Origin of the sequence: Bacillus sp. 1780r2a1, from assembly GCA_024134725.1 — a bacterium.
In the GTDB taxonomy this organism is placed as follows: domain Bacteria; phylum Bacillota; class Bacilli; order Bacillales; family Bacillaceae_H; genus Priestia; species Priestia aryabhattai_A.
Window position 1 is genome coordinate 2,430,813 of record CP099863.1, and the last position, 17,341, is coordinate 2,448,153.

Sequence of the window (17,341 nt, forward strand, 5' to 3'; positions counted from 1 at the left end):
ATGTATATAAAAAGGGATAATATTCCTAATAAAAAGATACGGTAAAACATTTTTATGTTTCACCGTATTCTTTTATTGATATTTAATTTTTATAATATAATTGAGCATTTGAATGTTAATCCACGCTGGACAATAAATGTAATCGTAGCTATTGCTGACTGCCCTTCGCTGTTTGTCACGCGCACAACCGCTGAATCTCCCCCTACATAATTTAGATTTGGCGTGTAGGTAATGATTCCTGTACTAGCATCAATAAATAAAACGCCACTTCTCGGTTTATCAATTATTTCATAACTTAATTGAAAGTTTTGCGGATCTCTTGCTACAACCTGTGCTGTAATTGTTTCATTAATATTTAAGCGAAACGTTTGATCATTAATAATTGGAGGAGAGATTGGTAGTTCCACAACTTCAATTGTAGCTACGGCAGATGCTGCTGCTCCTGTATCATCGACTATAAACACCGAAAACTGATCTCTTCCTACAAAGCCTAAACGTGGCGTATATTGAAATCCGCCTTTTGCGTTCAAAACAACCGTGCCATTTGTAGGTGCTGTTCGAATCGTGTATGTCAACGGGCGACCTTGACTGTCCGTTGCCGTAAATATGCCGTTTACCTGGGTATTACTAAGCGTTTGTAACATAACATTATTTGGTGTGATGACATTATCAGAAGGTGTTACATTCACCGTAATTGTGACAAACGCTTGCTGTCCGGCGCTATTTCGAATCAAAATAGTAAACTGATCTCTTCCTACAAACCCTCTATTTGGAGTATATGCGTACGTGCCGTCGCTGTTTAGCACCACTTCCCCAGAAACAGGAGGAATAGCAATGGTGTATGTTAAAGGGCGACCTTGAGAATCACGTGCAGCAATAATCCCTTGTATAACCTGACCAGCAACAACCGTTACTTCTTGATCTTGAGCCTGAATTTCATTTATAGGATTCGTTATACTAATTGTGACAACCGTCGTTAAGAAATCACCTAAATCATTTGCAATGTTGACTACAAAACTATCTAGTCCAATAAACCCTGTGTTTGGAGTATAAATAAACGTGCCATCTGAGTTAAGAATAACGGTTCCGTTTGCAGGTGCAACTAGTGCTGTAAATGTTAAAGGTCGATTTAACGTGTCCGTAGCTATAACCTGACCGCTAATTGATTCACCTTGAAGACCGGTAACCGTCAGTGGTTCTACTATAATACTGTCTTGAATTTGCTCTACTACCACTCTAACAATTGCAATAGCTGAACTTCCTTGATCATTTTGGACAAGTACAGTAAAAGAATCAATTCCAAAAAATTGAGCATTTGGCCTGTAAATAAACGTGCCATTTGGGTTTACAGTGACAATTCCATTAACTGGTTCCGTATTTTGAGAAAAACGTAGCGGGCGATTTTCAGAGTCGGATGCAACAATCGCACCTTCAGCAATTTCATTTTGCAGTGTTTGAACAGCCATATCTTGAACCATGATGGTATTAAGGGGTCTGTCAACAATGACCGTAACCGTTGAAACAACTTCATCTCCCTGGTCGTTTACAATTAATACTTCAAAAGCATCCTGGCCACTGAACTCACTATTTGGTGTATATAAGAATGTACCATCTGAATTTACAACCGCTGTTCCATAGGTTGGAGACGAATTTAACAAGTAAGTTAACGGACGAGCTAAACGATCTGTTGCAATAATTTGCCCATCTACCGGTTGATTAATAAGTGTTCTTACGACTCGGTTTTGTGCTACTATTTGATTTAATAAAGCAGAAACTAGAATGGTAACTGTAGTTGTCGCCGTAAGCCCAATTTCATTTTGAACAAGAACACTAAATGAATCTGTGCCAGTAAAGTTTGCATTAGGGGTATAGATAAAAGTGCCGTCTTGATTTAGTATAACCTCACCATTTGATGCTCCACTGCCAAGGAGAGTATACGTAAGAAGCCTCCCTAACGGATCGCTTGCTATTATTGCTCCTGATACTATATCTCCTTCAATTAGCTGTACGGTTTGATCAGTGACAATTGGCTGCTGAGCTACCGGTCGCTGAATATATACCACAACAGTTGATATGCTACTGTTTCCTTCTGTATCTACAATAAGAACTGAAAAAACATCTGTTCCAAAGAAGTTTAGCTGCGGTACATATTCATATGTGCCATCTACATTAATCGTCACAGCTCCATTTTGTGGGTTTGTTTGAATCATATACATAAGTGGTAAGCCAGCTGTACTAACCGCCACCAACTGACCATTTATTGGAAAATTATAATCTCCTACTATTTCATAGTCCATGGTATCAATCTCGCTGGTTCCCACGATGACAATTATGACGCCTGTTCCTACTGCCTGAACACCGTTAACGTCCGTTACAATAATATCAAAAAAGTCTTCCCCAACAAATCCTGGTTCTGGCGTATAGGTGAACGTCCCGTCTTGATTAAGACTTACTGTTCCGTTAAGAGGGGCTAAGCCCAGCTGATAGTAAGCGATTAATCTATCTGGATCATCTACGATTATAGCTCCATCTACCGGTTCATTAATACTAGTTGTAACAGTCGTACCCAATACAGTAAAAGGTTGATTACTTCTTTGATTAATTGTTACAAAGACCGAACCAAAGCCTTGACCACCTTTTGCATCTTCAGCAATTATTGAAAAATTATCTTGACCAACATATCCTACGTTGGGAATGTAGGTGAAAATCCCATCACTATTAATGATTACCGTTCCGTTTAGCGGCTGAAGATTGGTTCGGAAAACAATTGAATCTCCATCTGGATCTGAAGCAAGTACTTGCCCGGTTGCTGAAGTTCCTTGTTCCGTTACAATAAATAAATCTGGAACAATAGGTGGAATGTTTGTGCTAAGAACATTAACTGTTGCAACTGAAATGGCCGCAGCTCCTGATGAATCTCGAAGTTCAACCGCAAATGAATCGACGCCTGTAAATCCTGGATTTGGTGTATACGTAAACGTGCCATCCACGTTAACAATCACTGTTCCATTAAACGCTGGGCCTACCAGTGAAAACGTAATTGGCTCTGCGTCTGGATCAACTCCTGGTATTTGCCCGCTTACTGATGTGTTTTCATTTGTATCAATCGTAAAGTCATTCGTTACTGGAGTACGATTTGCTCGTGCTATTGTGACGTTTATAATCGAAGTAGCCGTTAATCCGGTCGTATCCTCTACAATAACTCTGAAGCGATCTTCTCCAACGTAATCTAAGTTTGGTGTATAAATAAACGTACCGTCTCCGTTCACTGTAACAGTACCATTTTCAGGTAGTACTCCTATTCGATACGTAAGCAAATCACCATTGGGATCGGTACCTACCACTTGCCCAAGTACAGGTTGATTTTGAACAGTTGTAATAGAGTAGTTCGGCACGGCTGGTGGCTGCTCAACAGGTACCACAGTTATCATTATTTTCGTAATAACAAAGCTACCACCTGCATCTGTAATTCTTACAGCAAAAGTATCCATGCCAGAAAAATTTTCATTTGGCGTATACGTAAAGAAACCGTTATTATCAATTATTACTGCACCATTTACTGGTTGATTTTCAATGGTATAAACAAGTGGTAATCCTTCTGGATCGACAGCATTAATTTGAGATGAAACAGGTGTTTCTTCTAGGGTTGAAATAAACAGCTCATTTGGTGCAACAGGTGCATCGTCTACCGGTATTACAATAATTCTTATTATAGAAGTAGCTGTTCCACCTTGGTTATCACTTACAAGTACCGTAAATTCATCCACTCCGTTAAAGTTTACGTTTGCCGTGTACGTAAACGTGCCATCCTCGTTCACTTCTGCAACTCCATTTGCTGCTTGCGTTTGTAACGTATACGTCAATGGATCTCCGTCTACATCTGTTGCAAAAACGCGGCTTGTTAAAATCGTATCTTCTATCGTCGTAAATTCATAATTTGGCACCACTGGCGCATCGTTTTCTGGCGCTACCACCACTTGAATGTTCACGATGACAAAACCACCGCTTCCATCCGCTACCCGTAAGCTAAACGCGTCCGTTCCCGTAAAGTTAAGATTTGGGATGTACGTAAACGTACCGTCGGCATTCACCACAGCCGTTCCATTTATCGGTGCGTTTTCAATCGTAAAGGTTAGTGCGTCTCCATCGGGGTCTGTTGCATTAATAACACTTCCTACAGGCGTATCTTCAGAAGTCGTGATGGTAATCAGCGATGGCGCAATTGGCGCATCGTTCACAGGCGTCACGATTATCGTAATCGTGGATAACGCTGTGCCTCCTTGATCATCGCTCACTAGTACTGTAAATACATCTATTCCGTTAAAGTTTGCGTTTGGCGTATAGGTGAACGTGCCGTCTCCGTTCACAACAGCGACTCCGTTTCCTGCTTGCGTTTGGAGCGCGTATGTCAGAACATCTCCGTCCACATCTGTTCCGATGACACGACTCGTTAAAACCGTATCTTCTGCTGTCGTGAATTCGTAGTTTGGCACCACTGGCGCATCGTTTTCTGGCACTACTCCTACTTGGATGCTGACGATGACAAAGCCGCCGCTCGCATCCGCTACTCGTACGCTAAACGCGTCCGTTCCCGTAAAATTCAGATTTGGCGTGTACGTAAACGTACCGTCGGCATTCACAACAGCCGTTCCATTTATCGGTGCGTTTTCAATGATAAAGGTTAGTGCGTCTTCATCTGGGTCTGTTGCATTAATAACACTTCCTACAGGCGTATCTTCTGCTGTGGTGATGATAATCAGCGATGGTGCAATCGGCGCATCGTTCACAGGCGTCACGGTTATCGTAATCGTGGATAACGCTGTGCCTCCTTGATTATCACTCACTAGTACTGTAAATACATCTATTCCGTTAAAGTTCGCGTTTGGTGTATAGGTGAACGTGCCGTCTCCGTTTACAACAGCGACTCCATTTCCTGCTTGCGTTTGGAGCGCGTACGTCAGAACGTCTCCGTCTGCATCCGTTCCGATGACACGACTCGTTAAAACCGTATCTTCTGCTGTGGTGAATTCGTAATTTGGCACCACTGGCGCATCGTTTTCTGGCGCTACCACCACTTGAATGTTCACGATGACAAAACCGCCGCTCTCATCCGCTACTCGTACGCTAAACGAGTCCGTTCCCGTAAAGTTCAGATTTGGCGTGTACGTAAACGTACCGTCGGCATTCACAACAGCCGTTCCGTTGGTCGGTGCATTTTCAATGACAAAGGTTATTCCTTCTCCATCAGGGTCTGTTGCGTTAATAACACTTCCTACGGGCGTATCTTCAGCCGTTGTGATGATAATCAGCGATGGCGCAATCGGCGCATCGTTCACAGGTGTCACAGTTATGTTAACAGTGGATACTGCCGTAGCGCCTTGGGCATCGCTAACTAGAACGATGAACTGATCAACTCCATTAAAGTTCGCATTTGGGGTATATGAAAACGTGCCGTCCACGTTCACCACCGCAATGCCGCTTGTTGCTTGCGTTTGCAAACTATATGTTAATACGTCTCCATCTATATCGCTTCCAATAATCACATTGTTTAAAACCGTATCTTCGTTGATAGTAAAGCTATAGTTGGGTACAACCGGCGGGTCGTTCACCGGTATTACTGTGACCATAATTGTTGTAATAATAAACGCATCAGACGGATCACTAATTCGAACAGCAAAGGAGTCCATACCGTTATAATTCAGGTTCGGCGTATACGTAAACGTACCGTCTGTATTCACAACAGCCGTTCCGTTGGTCGGCGCACTTTCAATCGTAAAGGCCAGAACGTCTCCATCAGGGTCTGTTGCGTTAATAGTGCTTCCTACAAGCGTATCTTCCGCTGTCATAATTGTAATCAGCGATGGCGCAATTGGCGCATCGTTGACGGGTATCACAGTCACAGTGATGGTAGATACCACTGTTTCTCCTTGATTATCGCTCACTAACACCGTAAAGAAATCTGTACCGTTAAAGTTAGAATTCGGTGTATACGCAAACGTGCCGTCGGCATTCACAACAGCAACTCCATTTGCTGCTTGTGTTTGAAGTACGTACGTCAGCACGTCTCCGTCCACATCCGTTCCAATGACGCGGCTTGTTAAAATCGCTTCTTCATTTAACGTGAACTGATAGTTTGGTACTGTTGGAGCGTCATTTACTGGACTGACAGTAACCTGCACATTAACAATGACGAATGCTCCGCTTGGGTCTGCCACCCGTATAGTGAACGTATCCATTCCTGTAAAGTTAAGATTCGGTGTATACGTAAACGTACTATCAGCATTAATAACTGCAGTTCCGCTTGTTGGTGTACTTTCAATCGTAAAGGTCAACGCATCTCCATCTGGATCCGTAGCGTTAACAATATTTCCCACAGGCGTATCTTCCGCTGTCGTAATTGTAATTAGGAATGGAGCAACCGGCGCATCGTTGACGGGTGTCACTGTTACAGTGATGGTAGATACCACTGTTTCTCCTTGATTATCGCTCACTAACACCGTAAAGAAATCTGTACCGTTAAAGTTCGCGTTTGGGGTATACGTAAACGTACCATCGGCATTTACAACAGCGACTCCGTTTGCTGCTTGTATTTGGAGTACGTATGTCAGCACACCTCCGTCTACATCCGTTCCAATGACACGGCTTGTTAAAACCGTATCTTCATTCAACGTGAACTGATAGTTTGGTACAACTGGTGCATCATTTACTGGACTGACAGTGACCTGCACATTAACAATAGCGAATGCTCCGCTTGGGTCTGCCACTCGGATCGTAAACGTATCCGTTCCTGTAAAATTAAGGTTTGGGGTATACGTAAACGTGCCGTCGGCATTGGCTAATGCCGTGCCGTTTACCGGTGCACTTTCAACCGTAAAGGTCAGCGCATCTCCATCTGGATCCGTAGCGTTAATAACGCTTCCTACAAGCGTATCTTCAGCGGTCGTAATTGTAATCAGCGATGGCGCAATCGGCGCATCGTTGACGGGTGTCACTGTTACAGTGACAGTAGATATCGCTGTTCCTCCTTGATTATCACTGACTAACACCGTAAAGGCATCGATTCCGTTGAAGTTTACGTTTGGCGTATAGGTGAACGTACCGTCGGCATTCACAACAGCGACTCCGCTTCCTGCTTGTGTTTGGAGCGCATATGTCAGCACGTCTCCATCCACATCTGTTCCAATGACGCGGCTTGTTAAAATCGTATCTTCATTCAACATAAACTGATAGTTTGGCGCTATTGGAGCGTCGTTTACTGGACTGACAGTAACCTGCACATTAACAATGACAAATGCTCCGCTTGGATCTGCCACCCGTACCGTAAACGCGTCTGCTCCTGTAAAGTTAAGATTGGGGGTATACGTAAACGTGCCGTCTGCATTAATAACTGCAGTTCCGCTTATTGGTGCACTTTCGATTGTAAAGGTCAGCGCATCTCCATCTGGATCCGTGGCGTTAATGATACTTCCTACAGACATATCTTCAACCGTTGTAATTGTAATCAGCGATGGTGCAATCGGCGCATCGTTGACGGATGTTACTGTAACAGTAACGGTAGATATTGCTGTTCCTCCTTGATTATCACTGACTAACACCGTAAACACATCGATTCCGTTGAAGTTTACGTTTGGTGTATACGTAAATGTTCCATCCAAGTTTACTGCTGCCACTCCGTTTGTTGCTTGTGTTTGTAGAGCATACGTCAACGGATCTCCATCTATATCACTTCCAATAACTACGCTGTTCAATACCGTATCTTCATTAATTTCAAAACCATAATTAGGTACAATAGGTGAATCATTAACAGGAGTTACCGTCACCATAATAGTTGTAATGATAAATACACCAGATGGATCACTAATTCGAACAGTAAAAGAGTCCATGCCGTTATAATTTGCATTCGGCGTATACGTGAATGTTCCATCTGCGTTTACAACGGCAACTCCATTTACAGCCTGCGTTTGTAACGTATATGCCAATATGTCTCCGTCTGGGTCTGTAGCAATTACCTGCCCAGCCAAAATCGCATCTTCTGCAACAATAAAAGTTAATTCGTTTGGTCCTACAGGAGGATCATTCACTGGAGTTATCGTAACGGTTATAATGGATGTGGCTGTTCCTCCTTGACCATCATCAACAAGCACTGTAAAGCTGTCTAAACCATTGAAATTGAGACTTGGTATATACGTGTATACCCCTGTTGATTCAACAATGGCAGTTCCATTTGCTGGCTCAATAAGAAGTGAATAAACCAAGAGATTTCCATCCACGTCGGTTGCTATTACTTCTGAAGATACAGGTGTATCTTCAAGGGTTGTAAGCTGATAGTTTGGTACAACTGGTGCATCGTTCACTGAAGTTACCGTAATAATCTGAGAAGATGCTGCATTTCCTCCAAGATTATCTGTTACAAATACTGTGAATGAATCGTTCCCATTATAATTTTGGTCCGGCGTATACGTGTATGCACCTGTAGCAGAATTTAATATAACTGTTCCAAAAGTTGGAGGGTTTTGTACGGTATAAAAAAGAGGATTGCCTAACGTATTTGTTGCGTTAATTTGCCCTTGAACAGGAATATCTTCTGGAGTGGTTAATTGGCTGGCAAATGCAACAGTCGTACCGTTGGTTGCTAGTACGTCAACTGTAATAGTTGAGAGACCACTGGCACCTTGAGAATCCGTAACAAGCACTGTAAACACATCATCCCCAATAAAATCCAAATTAGGCGTATACGTAAATACTCCATCAACATTCAGCACCACTATACCGTTAGCTGGAATTTGATCTACCGTGTAAGTGAGCGAATCACCTTCAATATCTGAGGCAGGAACACTACTTATAACAGCAATATTTATAGTTGTTGTAACTGTTCGATTATTAACAATGGGGGGATCATTTACTGGTACAATTGTAACGAAAACACTTGAAACGGCTGTTCCTCCTTGGTTGTCTGAGACTAATACTGTAAACACATCGTTTCCGTTGTAATTCGCAGCTGGGATATACGTAAATGTACCGTTTAAGTTTACAAGTGCATTCCCATTTCTAGGTGCGTTTAATAAAGTAAACGTTAAGGCATCTCCGTCCGGGTCTGTACCTGGAATTTGGTTAAAAAGGAAAGTATCTTCTGCAATTGTAAAGACAAGGTTAGCTGTAACAGGCGGGTCATTAATCGCTTCTACATTTACTATAACTGTGGAAACCGCTGTGCCTCCTTGACCATCGCTCACCAATACCGTAAACGTATCCGTGCCGTTAAAATTGGGGTTCGGCGTATACGTAAACGTTCCGTCTGGATTTACTACTACTACTCCATTTCCTGCTTGCGTTTGAAGACTATATGTTAAAAAGTCTCCATCTACATCGTTTCCTACAATAACCCCAATCAATACGTCATCTTCTTCTGTTATAAAGGTGTAATTAGGTACCGTTGGCGCATCATTCACCGGTGCTATTGTAATAGTAATCGTTGATACCGCTGTGCCTCCTTGACCATCGCTTACCAATACCGTAAACGCATCCGTCCCGTTAAAATTGAGGTTTGGTGTATACGTAAACGTACCGTCTGCATTGACTACGGAAGCTCCGTTTATCGGACCATTTTGTAAACTAAACGTTAAGGCGTCTCCATCTGCATCCGTCGCCGTTACTTGATTAGTCAACGCCGTATCTTCTGCGATTAAAAAGAAAAGATTTCCCGTCACCGGCGGATCATTGACCGGTAACACCGTGATTGTGACGGTTGATACTGCCGTACCTCCTTGACCATCGCTTACCAACACCGTAAACACATCCGTACCGTTAAAGTTTTCATTTGGCGTATACGCAAACGTCCCGTCCGCGTTAACCACTGTCACTCCATTTGCCCCTTGAGCTTGAAGACTATACGTAAGCACATCTCCATCAAGGTCGATAGCAACAACACTTCCAATTGCCACGTTATCTTCCTGAATCGTAAACGTATAGTCAGGGACCGTTGGTGCGTCATTCACAGGTGCTATTGCAATGTTAACCGTTGATACCGCCGTGCCTCCTTGACCGTCGCTTACTAACACCGTAAACGCGTCGGTTCCGTTAAAATTCAGGTTTGGTGTATACGTAAACGTACCGTCCACGTTCACCACCACGATTCCATTGACCGGGGCATTTTGTAAGCTAAACGTTAAGGGATCTCCATCGGCATCCGTCGCTGTTACTTGATTTGTCAATACCGCATCTTCTGCGATTAAAAAGAAAAGATTTCCCGTCACTGGCGGGTCGTTCACCGCTAGTACGTTAACTGTGACGGTTGAGACTGCCGTCCCCCCTTGACCGTCGCTTACTAACACCGTAAACGCGTCGGTTCCGTTAAAATTCAGGTTTGGCGTATACGTAAACGTTCCGTCTGCGTTCACCACGGCTACTCCGTTTGCCCCTTGAGTTTGAAGACTATACGTAAGCACATCTCCATCAGGATCAACGGCAACAACGCTTCCAGTCGCTACGCTGTCTTCTTGAATGGTAAAGGTGTAATTAGGGACCGTTGGTGCGTCATTCACCGGCGCTATTGTAATGTTAATGGTTGAAACCGCCGTGCCTCCTTGACCATCGCTTACCAATACGGTAAACGCATCTGTTCCATTAAAATTGAGATTCGGCGTATACGTAAACGTTCCGTCTGCATTAACTACTGCTGCTCCGTTTATCGGACCATTTTGCAAGCTAAACGTTAATGCATCTCCATCGGCATCCGTTGCCGTTACTTGGTTCGTTAATATCGTATCTTCTTCAAGTAAAAAGAAAAGATTTCCCGTCACTGGTAGGTCGTTTACCGCTAGTACGTTAACTGTGACGGTTGAGACTGCCGTTGCTCCTTGACCGTCGCTTACCAACACCGTAAACGCGTCGGTTCCGTTAAAGTTCAGGTTTGGCGTATACGTAAACGTTCCGTCTGCGTTCACCACTGCCACTCCATTTGTGGCCTGTGTTTGGAGCGTATATGTTAAAGAATCTCCATCTACGTCGCTTCCTACAATGACTGCATTTATCTCACCGTCTTCTTGAATGGTAAAGGTATAATCAGGTACGGTTGGCGCATCGTTAACAGCTGTCACCGTAATCGTTACGGTTGAGACTGCCGTGCCTCCTTGACCGTCGCTTACCAATACCGTAAATGCATCTGTTCCGTTGAAATTGGAATTTGGCGTATACGTAAACGTTCCGTCCACGTTCACCACAGCAACTCCGTTCACAGGATTATTTTGTAAACCAAACGTTAAGAAGTCTCCATCTACGTCTGTTGCTGTTATTTGATTTGCTAGTACAGTATCCTCCCCAATTAAAAAGAAGAGATTCCCAGTCACTGGCGAATCGTTGACTGATAGTACATTAACCGTGACAGTTGAAGCTGCTGTACCTCCTTGACCATCGCTTACCAATACCGTAAACATATCCGTACCGTTAAAATTTTGGGTTGGTGTGTACGTAAATGCACCGTCTATGTTTACCACGGCTACTCCATTTGCTGCTTGCGTTTGAAGTGTATATGTTAACGGGTCTCCATCTACATCGTTTCCAACAATAACGCCACTTATTTCATTGTCTTCTGCAATTGTAAACGTGTAGTCAGGGACCGTTGGCGCATCATTAATAGCAGTAACCGTAATCGTTACGGTTGATACCGCTGTGCCTCCTTGACCATCACTTACCAATACGGTAAACACGTCTGTTCCGTTAAAATTGAGATTCGGCGTATACGTAAACGTTCCGTCCGCGTTCACCACCACGACTCCATTGACCGGGGCATTTTGTAAGCTAAACGTTAATGCATCTCCATCGGCATCCGTCGCCGTTACTTGATTCGTCAATATCGTATCTTCTTCAAGTAAAAAGAACAAATTCCCCGTCACTGGCGGGTCATTGACCGGTAACACCGTAATTGTGACGGTTGAGACTGCCGTCGCTCCTTGACCGTCGCTTACCAACACGGTAAACACATCCGTGCCGTTAAAATTGAGATTCGGCGTATACGTAAACGTTCCGTCCGTATTGACTATTGCTACTCCGTTTGCCCCTTGAGTTTGAAGCGTATACGTAAGCACATCTCCGTCAGGATCAACAGCCACAACCCTTCCAATTGCGGCATTATCTTCCTGAATCGTAAACGTATAGTCAGGGACCGTTGGCGCGTCATTCACAGGTGATATTGTAATGTTGACCGTTGATACTGCCGTGCCCCCTTGACCGTCGCTTACCAATACGGTAAACACGTCTGTTCCATTAAAATTGAGATTCGGCGTATACGTAAACGTTCCGTTTGCATTCACCACCACGACTCCATTGACGGGGGTATTTTGTAAGCTAAACGTTAATGCATCTCCGTCTACATCCGTCGCCGTTACTTGGTTTGTTAACACCGTATCTTCTGCCATTAAAAAGAACAGATTTCCCGTCACCGGCGGGTCGTTGACTGGTAACACCGTGATTGTGACGGTTGATACTGCCGTCCCTCCTTGACCGTCGCTTACCAATACGGTAAACACGTCCGTTCCGTTAAAATTTGGATTAGGCGTATACGTAAATGTTCCATCTGCGTTCACTACTGCCGTACCGTTTGCCCCTTGAGTTTGAAGCGTATACGTAAGCACATCTCCATCAGAATCAACAGCAACAATCCTTCCAGTTGCTGCACTGTCTTCTTGAATAGTAAACGTGTAATCAGGTACGGTTGGTGCGTCATTAACAGGTACTATGGTAATATTGACTGTTGATACCGCTGTCCCTCCTTGACCGTCGCTTACCAATACGGTAAACACGTCTGTTCCGTTAAAATTTAAATTCGGTGTATACGTAAACGTGCCGTTTGCGTTCACCAATACGACTCCATTAACCGGGGCATTTTGCAAGCTAAACGTTAATGAGTCTCCGTCCGCATCTGTTGCCGTCACTTGATTCGTCAATACCGTATCTTCTTCAATTAAAAAGAACAAATTTCCCGTCACTGGTGGATCGTTCACGGCTAGTACGTTAACCGTGACGGTTGATAGTACTGTCGCCCCTTGAACATCGCTCACCAGTACTGAAAACGTGTCCGTCCCGTTAAAATTGGAGTTCGGTGTATACGTAAACGTGCCGTTTGCGTTCACCACTGCCACTCCATTTGAAGCCTGTGCTTGAAGCCTATACGTTAAGGAATCTCCGTCTACATCGTTTCCAACAATGACCCCACTTAACGCGCCATCTTCCGCAATGGTAAACGTATAATTAGGTACGGTTGGCGCATCGTTAACAGCTGCCACCGTAATCGTTACGGTTGAGACTGCTGTCCCTCCTTGACCATCGCTTACCAATACGGTAAACACGTCCGTTCCATTAAAGTTTTCCTTCGGCGTATACGTAAATGTTCCGTCCACGTTTACTACGACTACTCCATTTGTTGGAGGATTTTGCAGACTAAAGGTTAAAGCATCTCCATCAGGGTCTACAGCCGTCACTCGATTAGACAATAGGGTGTCTTCATTAATTGTAAATGAAAGATTCCCTGTTACTGGTGGGTCGTTCACTGCCAGTACGTTAATTGTAATTGTCGAAATAGCCGTGCCTCCCTGACCATCGCTCACTAATACCGTAAACACGTCTGTTCCGTTAAAATTGGGATTCGGTGTGTACGTAAACGTGCCGTTTGCGTTCACCACTGCGATTCCGTTTGAAGCCTGCGCTTGAAGCACGTAAGTTAGAGGGTTTCCATCTACGTCTGTCCCTACAACTGCACCTGTAATAGACGCGTCTTCTTGCGTGGTAAACGCATAGTCTGGAACGGTTGGCGGATCATTAACGGCTATAATTGCTATCGTTACGATTGAAACGGCTGTACCCCCTTGACCATCACTCACTACAACACTAAATTGGTCCGTTCCATTAAAATTGAGATTTGGCGTATATGTGTATGTGCCATCTGCCCTAAGATTTACAAAGCCGTTGGTTGGCGTGTTTTGTAATGTAAATGTTAATACATCACCATCGGGATCAGTAGCAACGATCCGACCATTTAAAGGCGTGTCTTCAAGTGTTTCCAGAGAATAGTTTTGCGTACTAGGTGCATCATTCACAGGCGTAATAATAAGGGTTACGGTTGAGGTTGCTGTGCCTCCCTGACCATCATTCACAATAACTGTAAACGTATCCGTTCCGTTAAAATTTAATCTGGGTGTATAAATAAATTGTCCGTTAGGATTAACTGAGACGCTGCCATTAGCAGGAACTGTACCAAGTTGATAAGTTAGCGGATTACCATCTACATCATTTCCTACTACTTGCCCAATTGCAGGTGTATCTTCAGGATTTGTAACAGTATAGTTTGGAACGGTTGGTGCTGTGTTAACTGCCGTTACGTTGTTTAATAAGGATGCAGCACCTCCAGTGACTGTATTACCCGGAGTGCTTTGAAACTGATAGTTTAAAAATACTTGATTAGACAGCTGGGAGATATTTGTTAAAGGTCCTGCTACCTGTACTCGGTAAGTGACGGTAATGGTTTGGTTAATCCCAATAGTTCCCAGAGAAATGCCGTTTTGAATATTCGCATTCGGCTGTTGGACACCGTTAATAGTTAAACTATTAGCTATAAATCTAGTTGCATTGGATAATGCATCAGTTGCGATTACTAAACTAGCATCCGCCGTTCCCGTATTTTGGGCACGCACCGTGTAGGTAATAATATCACCTGTTCGCGCAGATGATACATTTGCTGTTTTTTCAACACTAACAATCGGGGCATTGATATCAATTTGTACACCAAGAGAATTAATAACGTATGTTTCTCCTTGCGTAGTTCCACGTACCACGGCACTGGTTTGGTTGTTTTGGAGCCTCGATGATACATCAATATTTGTAATATCCCACCCTTGACGAGCGCCTGAAATATTCGTTCCAACTGGATGATTGAGATTGCCAAACGTTCCCGATGTATCCAAGGTTCCAGCATCATTATTAATTTGTGAGGCAAAGAAGTTATTAATGGGATTATTTGGTCCAGATACGGCTTGAAGGGTAGCTGCTGTAGGGCCAAACTGAAGCTGATCTCCAGTTAAAATTGAATCTCCTTCAATTGTACTAATCAAAAGCCGTCCACTTACATTCCCAGTTACAGGTGTACCAAATCCCGATACAGTAGCCGTTGATGTTCCAGCGCTACTTGTCAATTCAGCTCCCACAAACACTGATAGATTACGAGAACGTTGCAAAGGATCTTCATAAACCACGGCCAACGTCCACCCTGCTGAATTGAGTGAGTTATCAGCATCAGATTGCGTACCAGGAACCCCAACAGCTGTATACGTGCCGGCTCCTGTTACTAAGTTGGTAACATTTGCACTGCGTACGTAAAATAAATTTGGAGAAGTGGTCAAGGTTGAGCTTGTTGCCGAATCAGGTGCAACAGTAAAATTTCCGTTTGGTGTTCGAAACGTAATTGAATTATTAATAAACGCGCTAACATTTTCACCCGTTACGCTATATGTTCCACCCCAGATAAGCTCCGCATATAAAATTCTTGTTGTAGTTGTAGGTAACCTTAAAACTGCACTTGACGAATTTTGCCTCCAATCTGCAGTTGTACCAAGCGAGTACGAACCATCAATTGAGTTTGGATTGGTACTAGAAAATGTTCCTATTGCATGAGCTGTTCCCGGGGCATTTGCATTATTTTGTTTACTGAGACCAAATGTATTGCCCGTAAATGTAATGGCCCCGTTCGCATTTCCTAAAAATCGATTAATATATGGCACAGTATTTCACCTCATCTTTTGCTATACATTTAATAAGATATAAAGAATTTTTCCAAAATGTTCCTGACAGTTTGAAAAATCAAGACATTTACCCAGCACACATTCTGTGAAGAGTTGAGTATACTAACTCATAGATTCTAGTAGAAAGGAATGAATAAAGCATTGTCATCCTCTTTATCCTCTCGCCAAACTCATTGTGTAAATGCATTTCACGTTTATGACTGGATTCAAAAGAAGTACGAGGGTGCGCTAGACGTCTTTAGAAGTAATGGAACAGACGGAATTATTAGCGGCATTAACTTATGCGACCTTCTGTTACAGCGCAATCGCTTCTTTATTGAAGCAATGATTGTTGATGAAAATGGATGTCCAATCTCACCCGAGCGCGGCATAGCTATCACTGAATTAACGAATTCAATGACGCGCTCAAAAAAACGCTTGAATGACGAAGAAAACTGTCCCGTTCTCCATCGAGCAGTAATTCAAAAACAAGGGCAATATCTTTTGACGCTCGTTGATAAAACAACTGGGCAAATTTGCAAATCTAATCCAATCCCCTTTACGATTCGAGAAACCGTATATCTTTATGCACCTCTAGATACAACTATTCAGGTTGACGTAACAAGCGTTGAGTTTAACGTTACACCTTCGTGCATTAACAACGTTCAAGAACTTCGTGTAGAAGTAAGTATCTGTCAAAGCATTACCAGTGGCTATACTAAAACAATTGAAATTGAGGGATCTTACATTACCCCTCGGGAAGATTTACAGCCAAGTCATTGTAAACACAAAAGCTGTTAGCATACCAAAAAGCACTGTTTCCAACTAAGAAACAGTGCTCTTTTATTGTTCTTTGGCAATCGCTTGCTGCATTGTACTTTTATGAGAAGAAATTACGCGTTTAACTTCTTTTCTAATGGTCCTGCCATAGCGCATGGTTCCCATTTTTTCATGAACCCTGTAATATAAAAGCGGATTATCAATATAGTGGATTGGAACCTGCTTAATAATTCTTAACCACATATCATAATCATGAGTGTAAAGTAAAGTTTCATTAAACGTACCTACGCGGTCGAACACTTCTTTTTTTATCATAACGGTACATCCATTGATAAAGTTTCCTTTACTCATCTCTTTAAGCATTCGTAATCGACTCTCATAAAAAACTCCAATTGACCTTGATGTAATCGCACCTTTTTTATTAATTAAGTGATAATCTGTATATGAGAAAGAAGCATTCTCTTTAAGCATAAATGTTAATTGATCTTCAATTTTATTCGCTGGGTAAACATCATCTGAGCTTAACCAGCAAATATATTCTCCAGAAGCGCGACGAAGTCCTACGTTTAAAGCACTAGCCGTTCCTCCATTTTCTTTTTCAATATAAATAATACGATGCAGATAAGGGCTGATTCTATCAGAATGTTCCGTTGCTCCATCGTTCACTACAATAATTTCGACATTTGAATATGTTTGCTTCAATAAGCTATCAAGAGCTTGATCAATGTAGGCGCAGTTATAAAAAGGTACGATAACTGATACTTTGCACACTTTATAAATCACTCCTTTTTACT

Annotated in this window: 3 protein-coding genes; 1 reads left to right on the plus strand and 2 read right to left on the minus strand. The window is 42.9% G+C overall.

Annotation, left to right across the window (positions count from 1 at the left end; all coding sequences use genetic code 11):
• Positions 1–89: 89 nt before the first annotated feature.
• Positions 90–15,767 (minus strand): tandem-95 repeat protein, encoded by a 15,678-nt coding sequence (locus tag NIZ91_12200; protein USY53519.1) that lies wholly within the window; start codon positions 15,765–15,767, stop codon positions 90–92.
• Between the two features lie 150 nt (positions 15,768–15,917).
• On the opposite strand from NIZ91_12200, the gene NIZ91_12205 reads away from it, so the two are divergent.
• Positions 15,918–16,568: a hypothetical protein gene (locus NIZ91_12205; protein ID USY53520.1), complete on the plus strand. Its 651-nt coding sequence runs from the start codon at positions 15,918–15,920 to the stop codon at positions 16,566–16,568.
• Between the two features lie 42 nt (positions 16,569–16,610).
• Here the strand turns inward: NIZ91_12205 and NIZ91_12210 are convergent, their stop codons facing one another.
• The gene (locus NIZ91_12210) at positions 16,611–17,318 is read right to left on the minus strand and encodes a glycosyltransferase (GenBank protein ID USY53521.1); all 708 of its coding nucleotides are present in this window, start codon (positions 17,316–17,318) and stop codon (positions 16,611–16,613) included.
• Positions 17,319–17,341 lie beyond the last annotated feature (23 nt).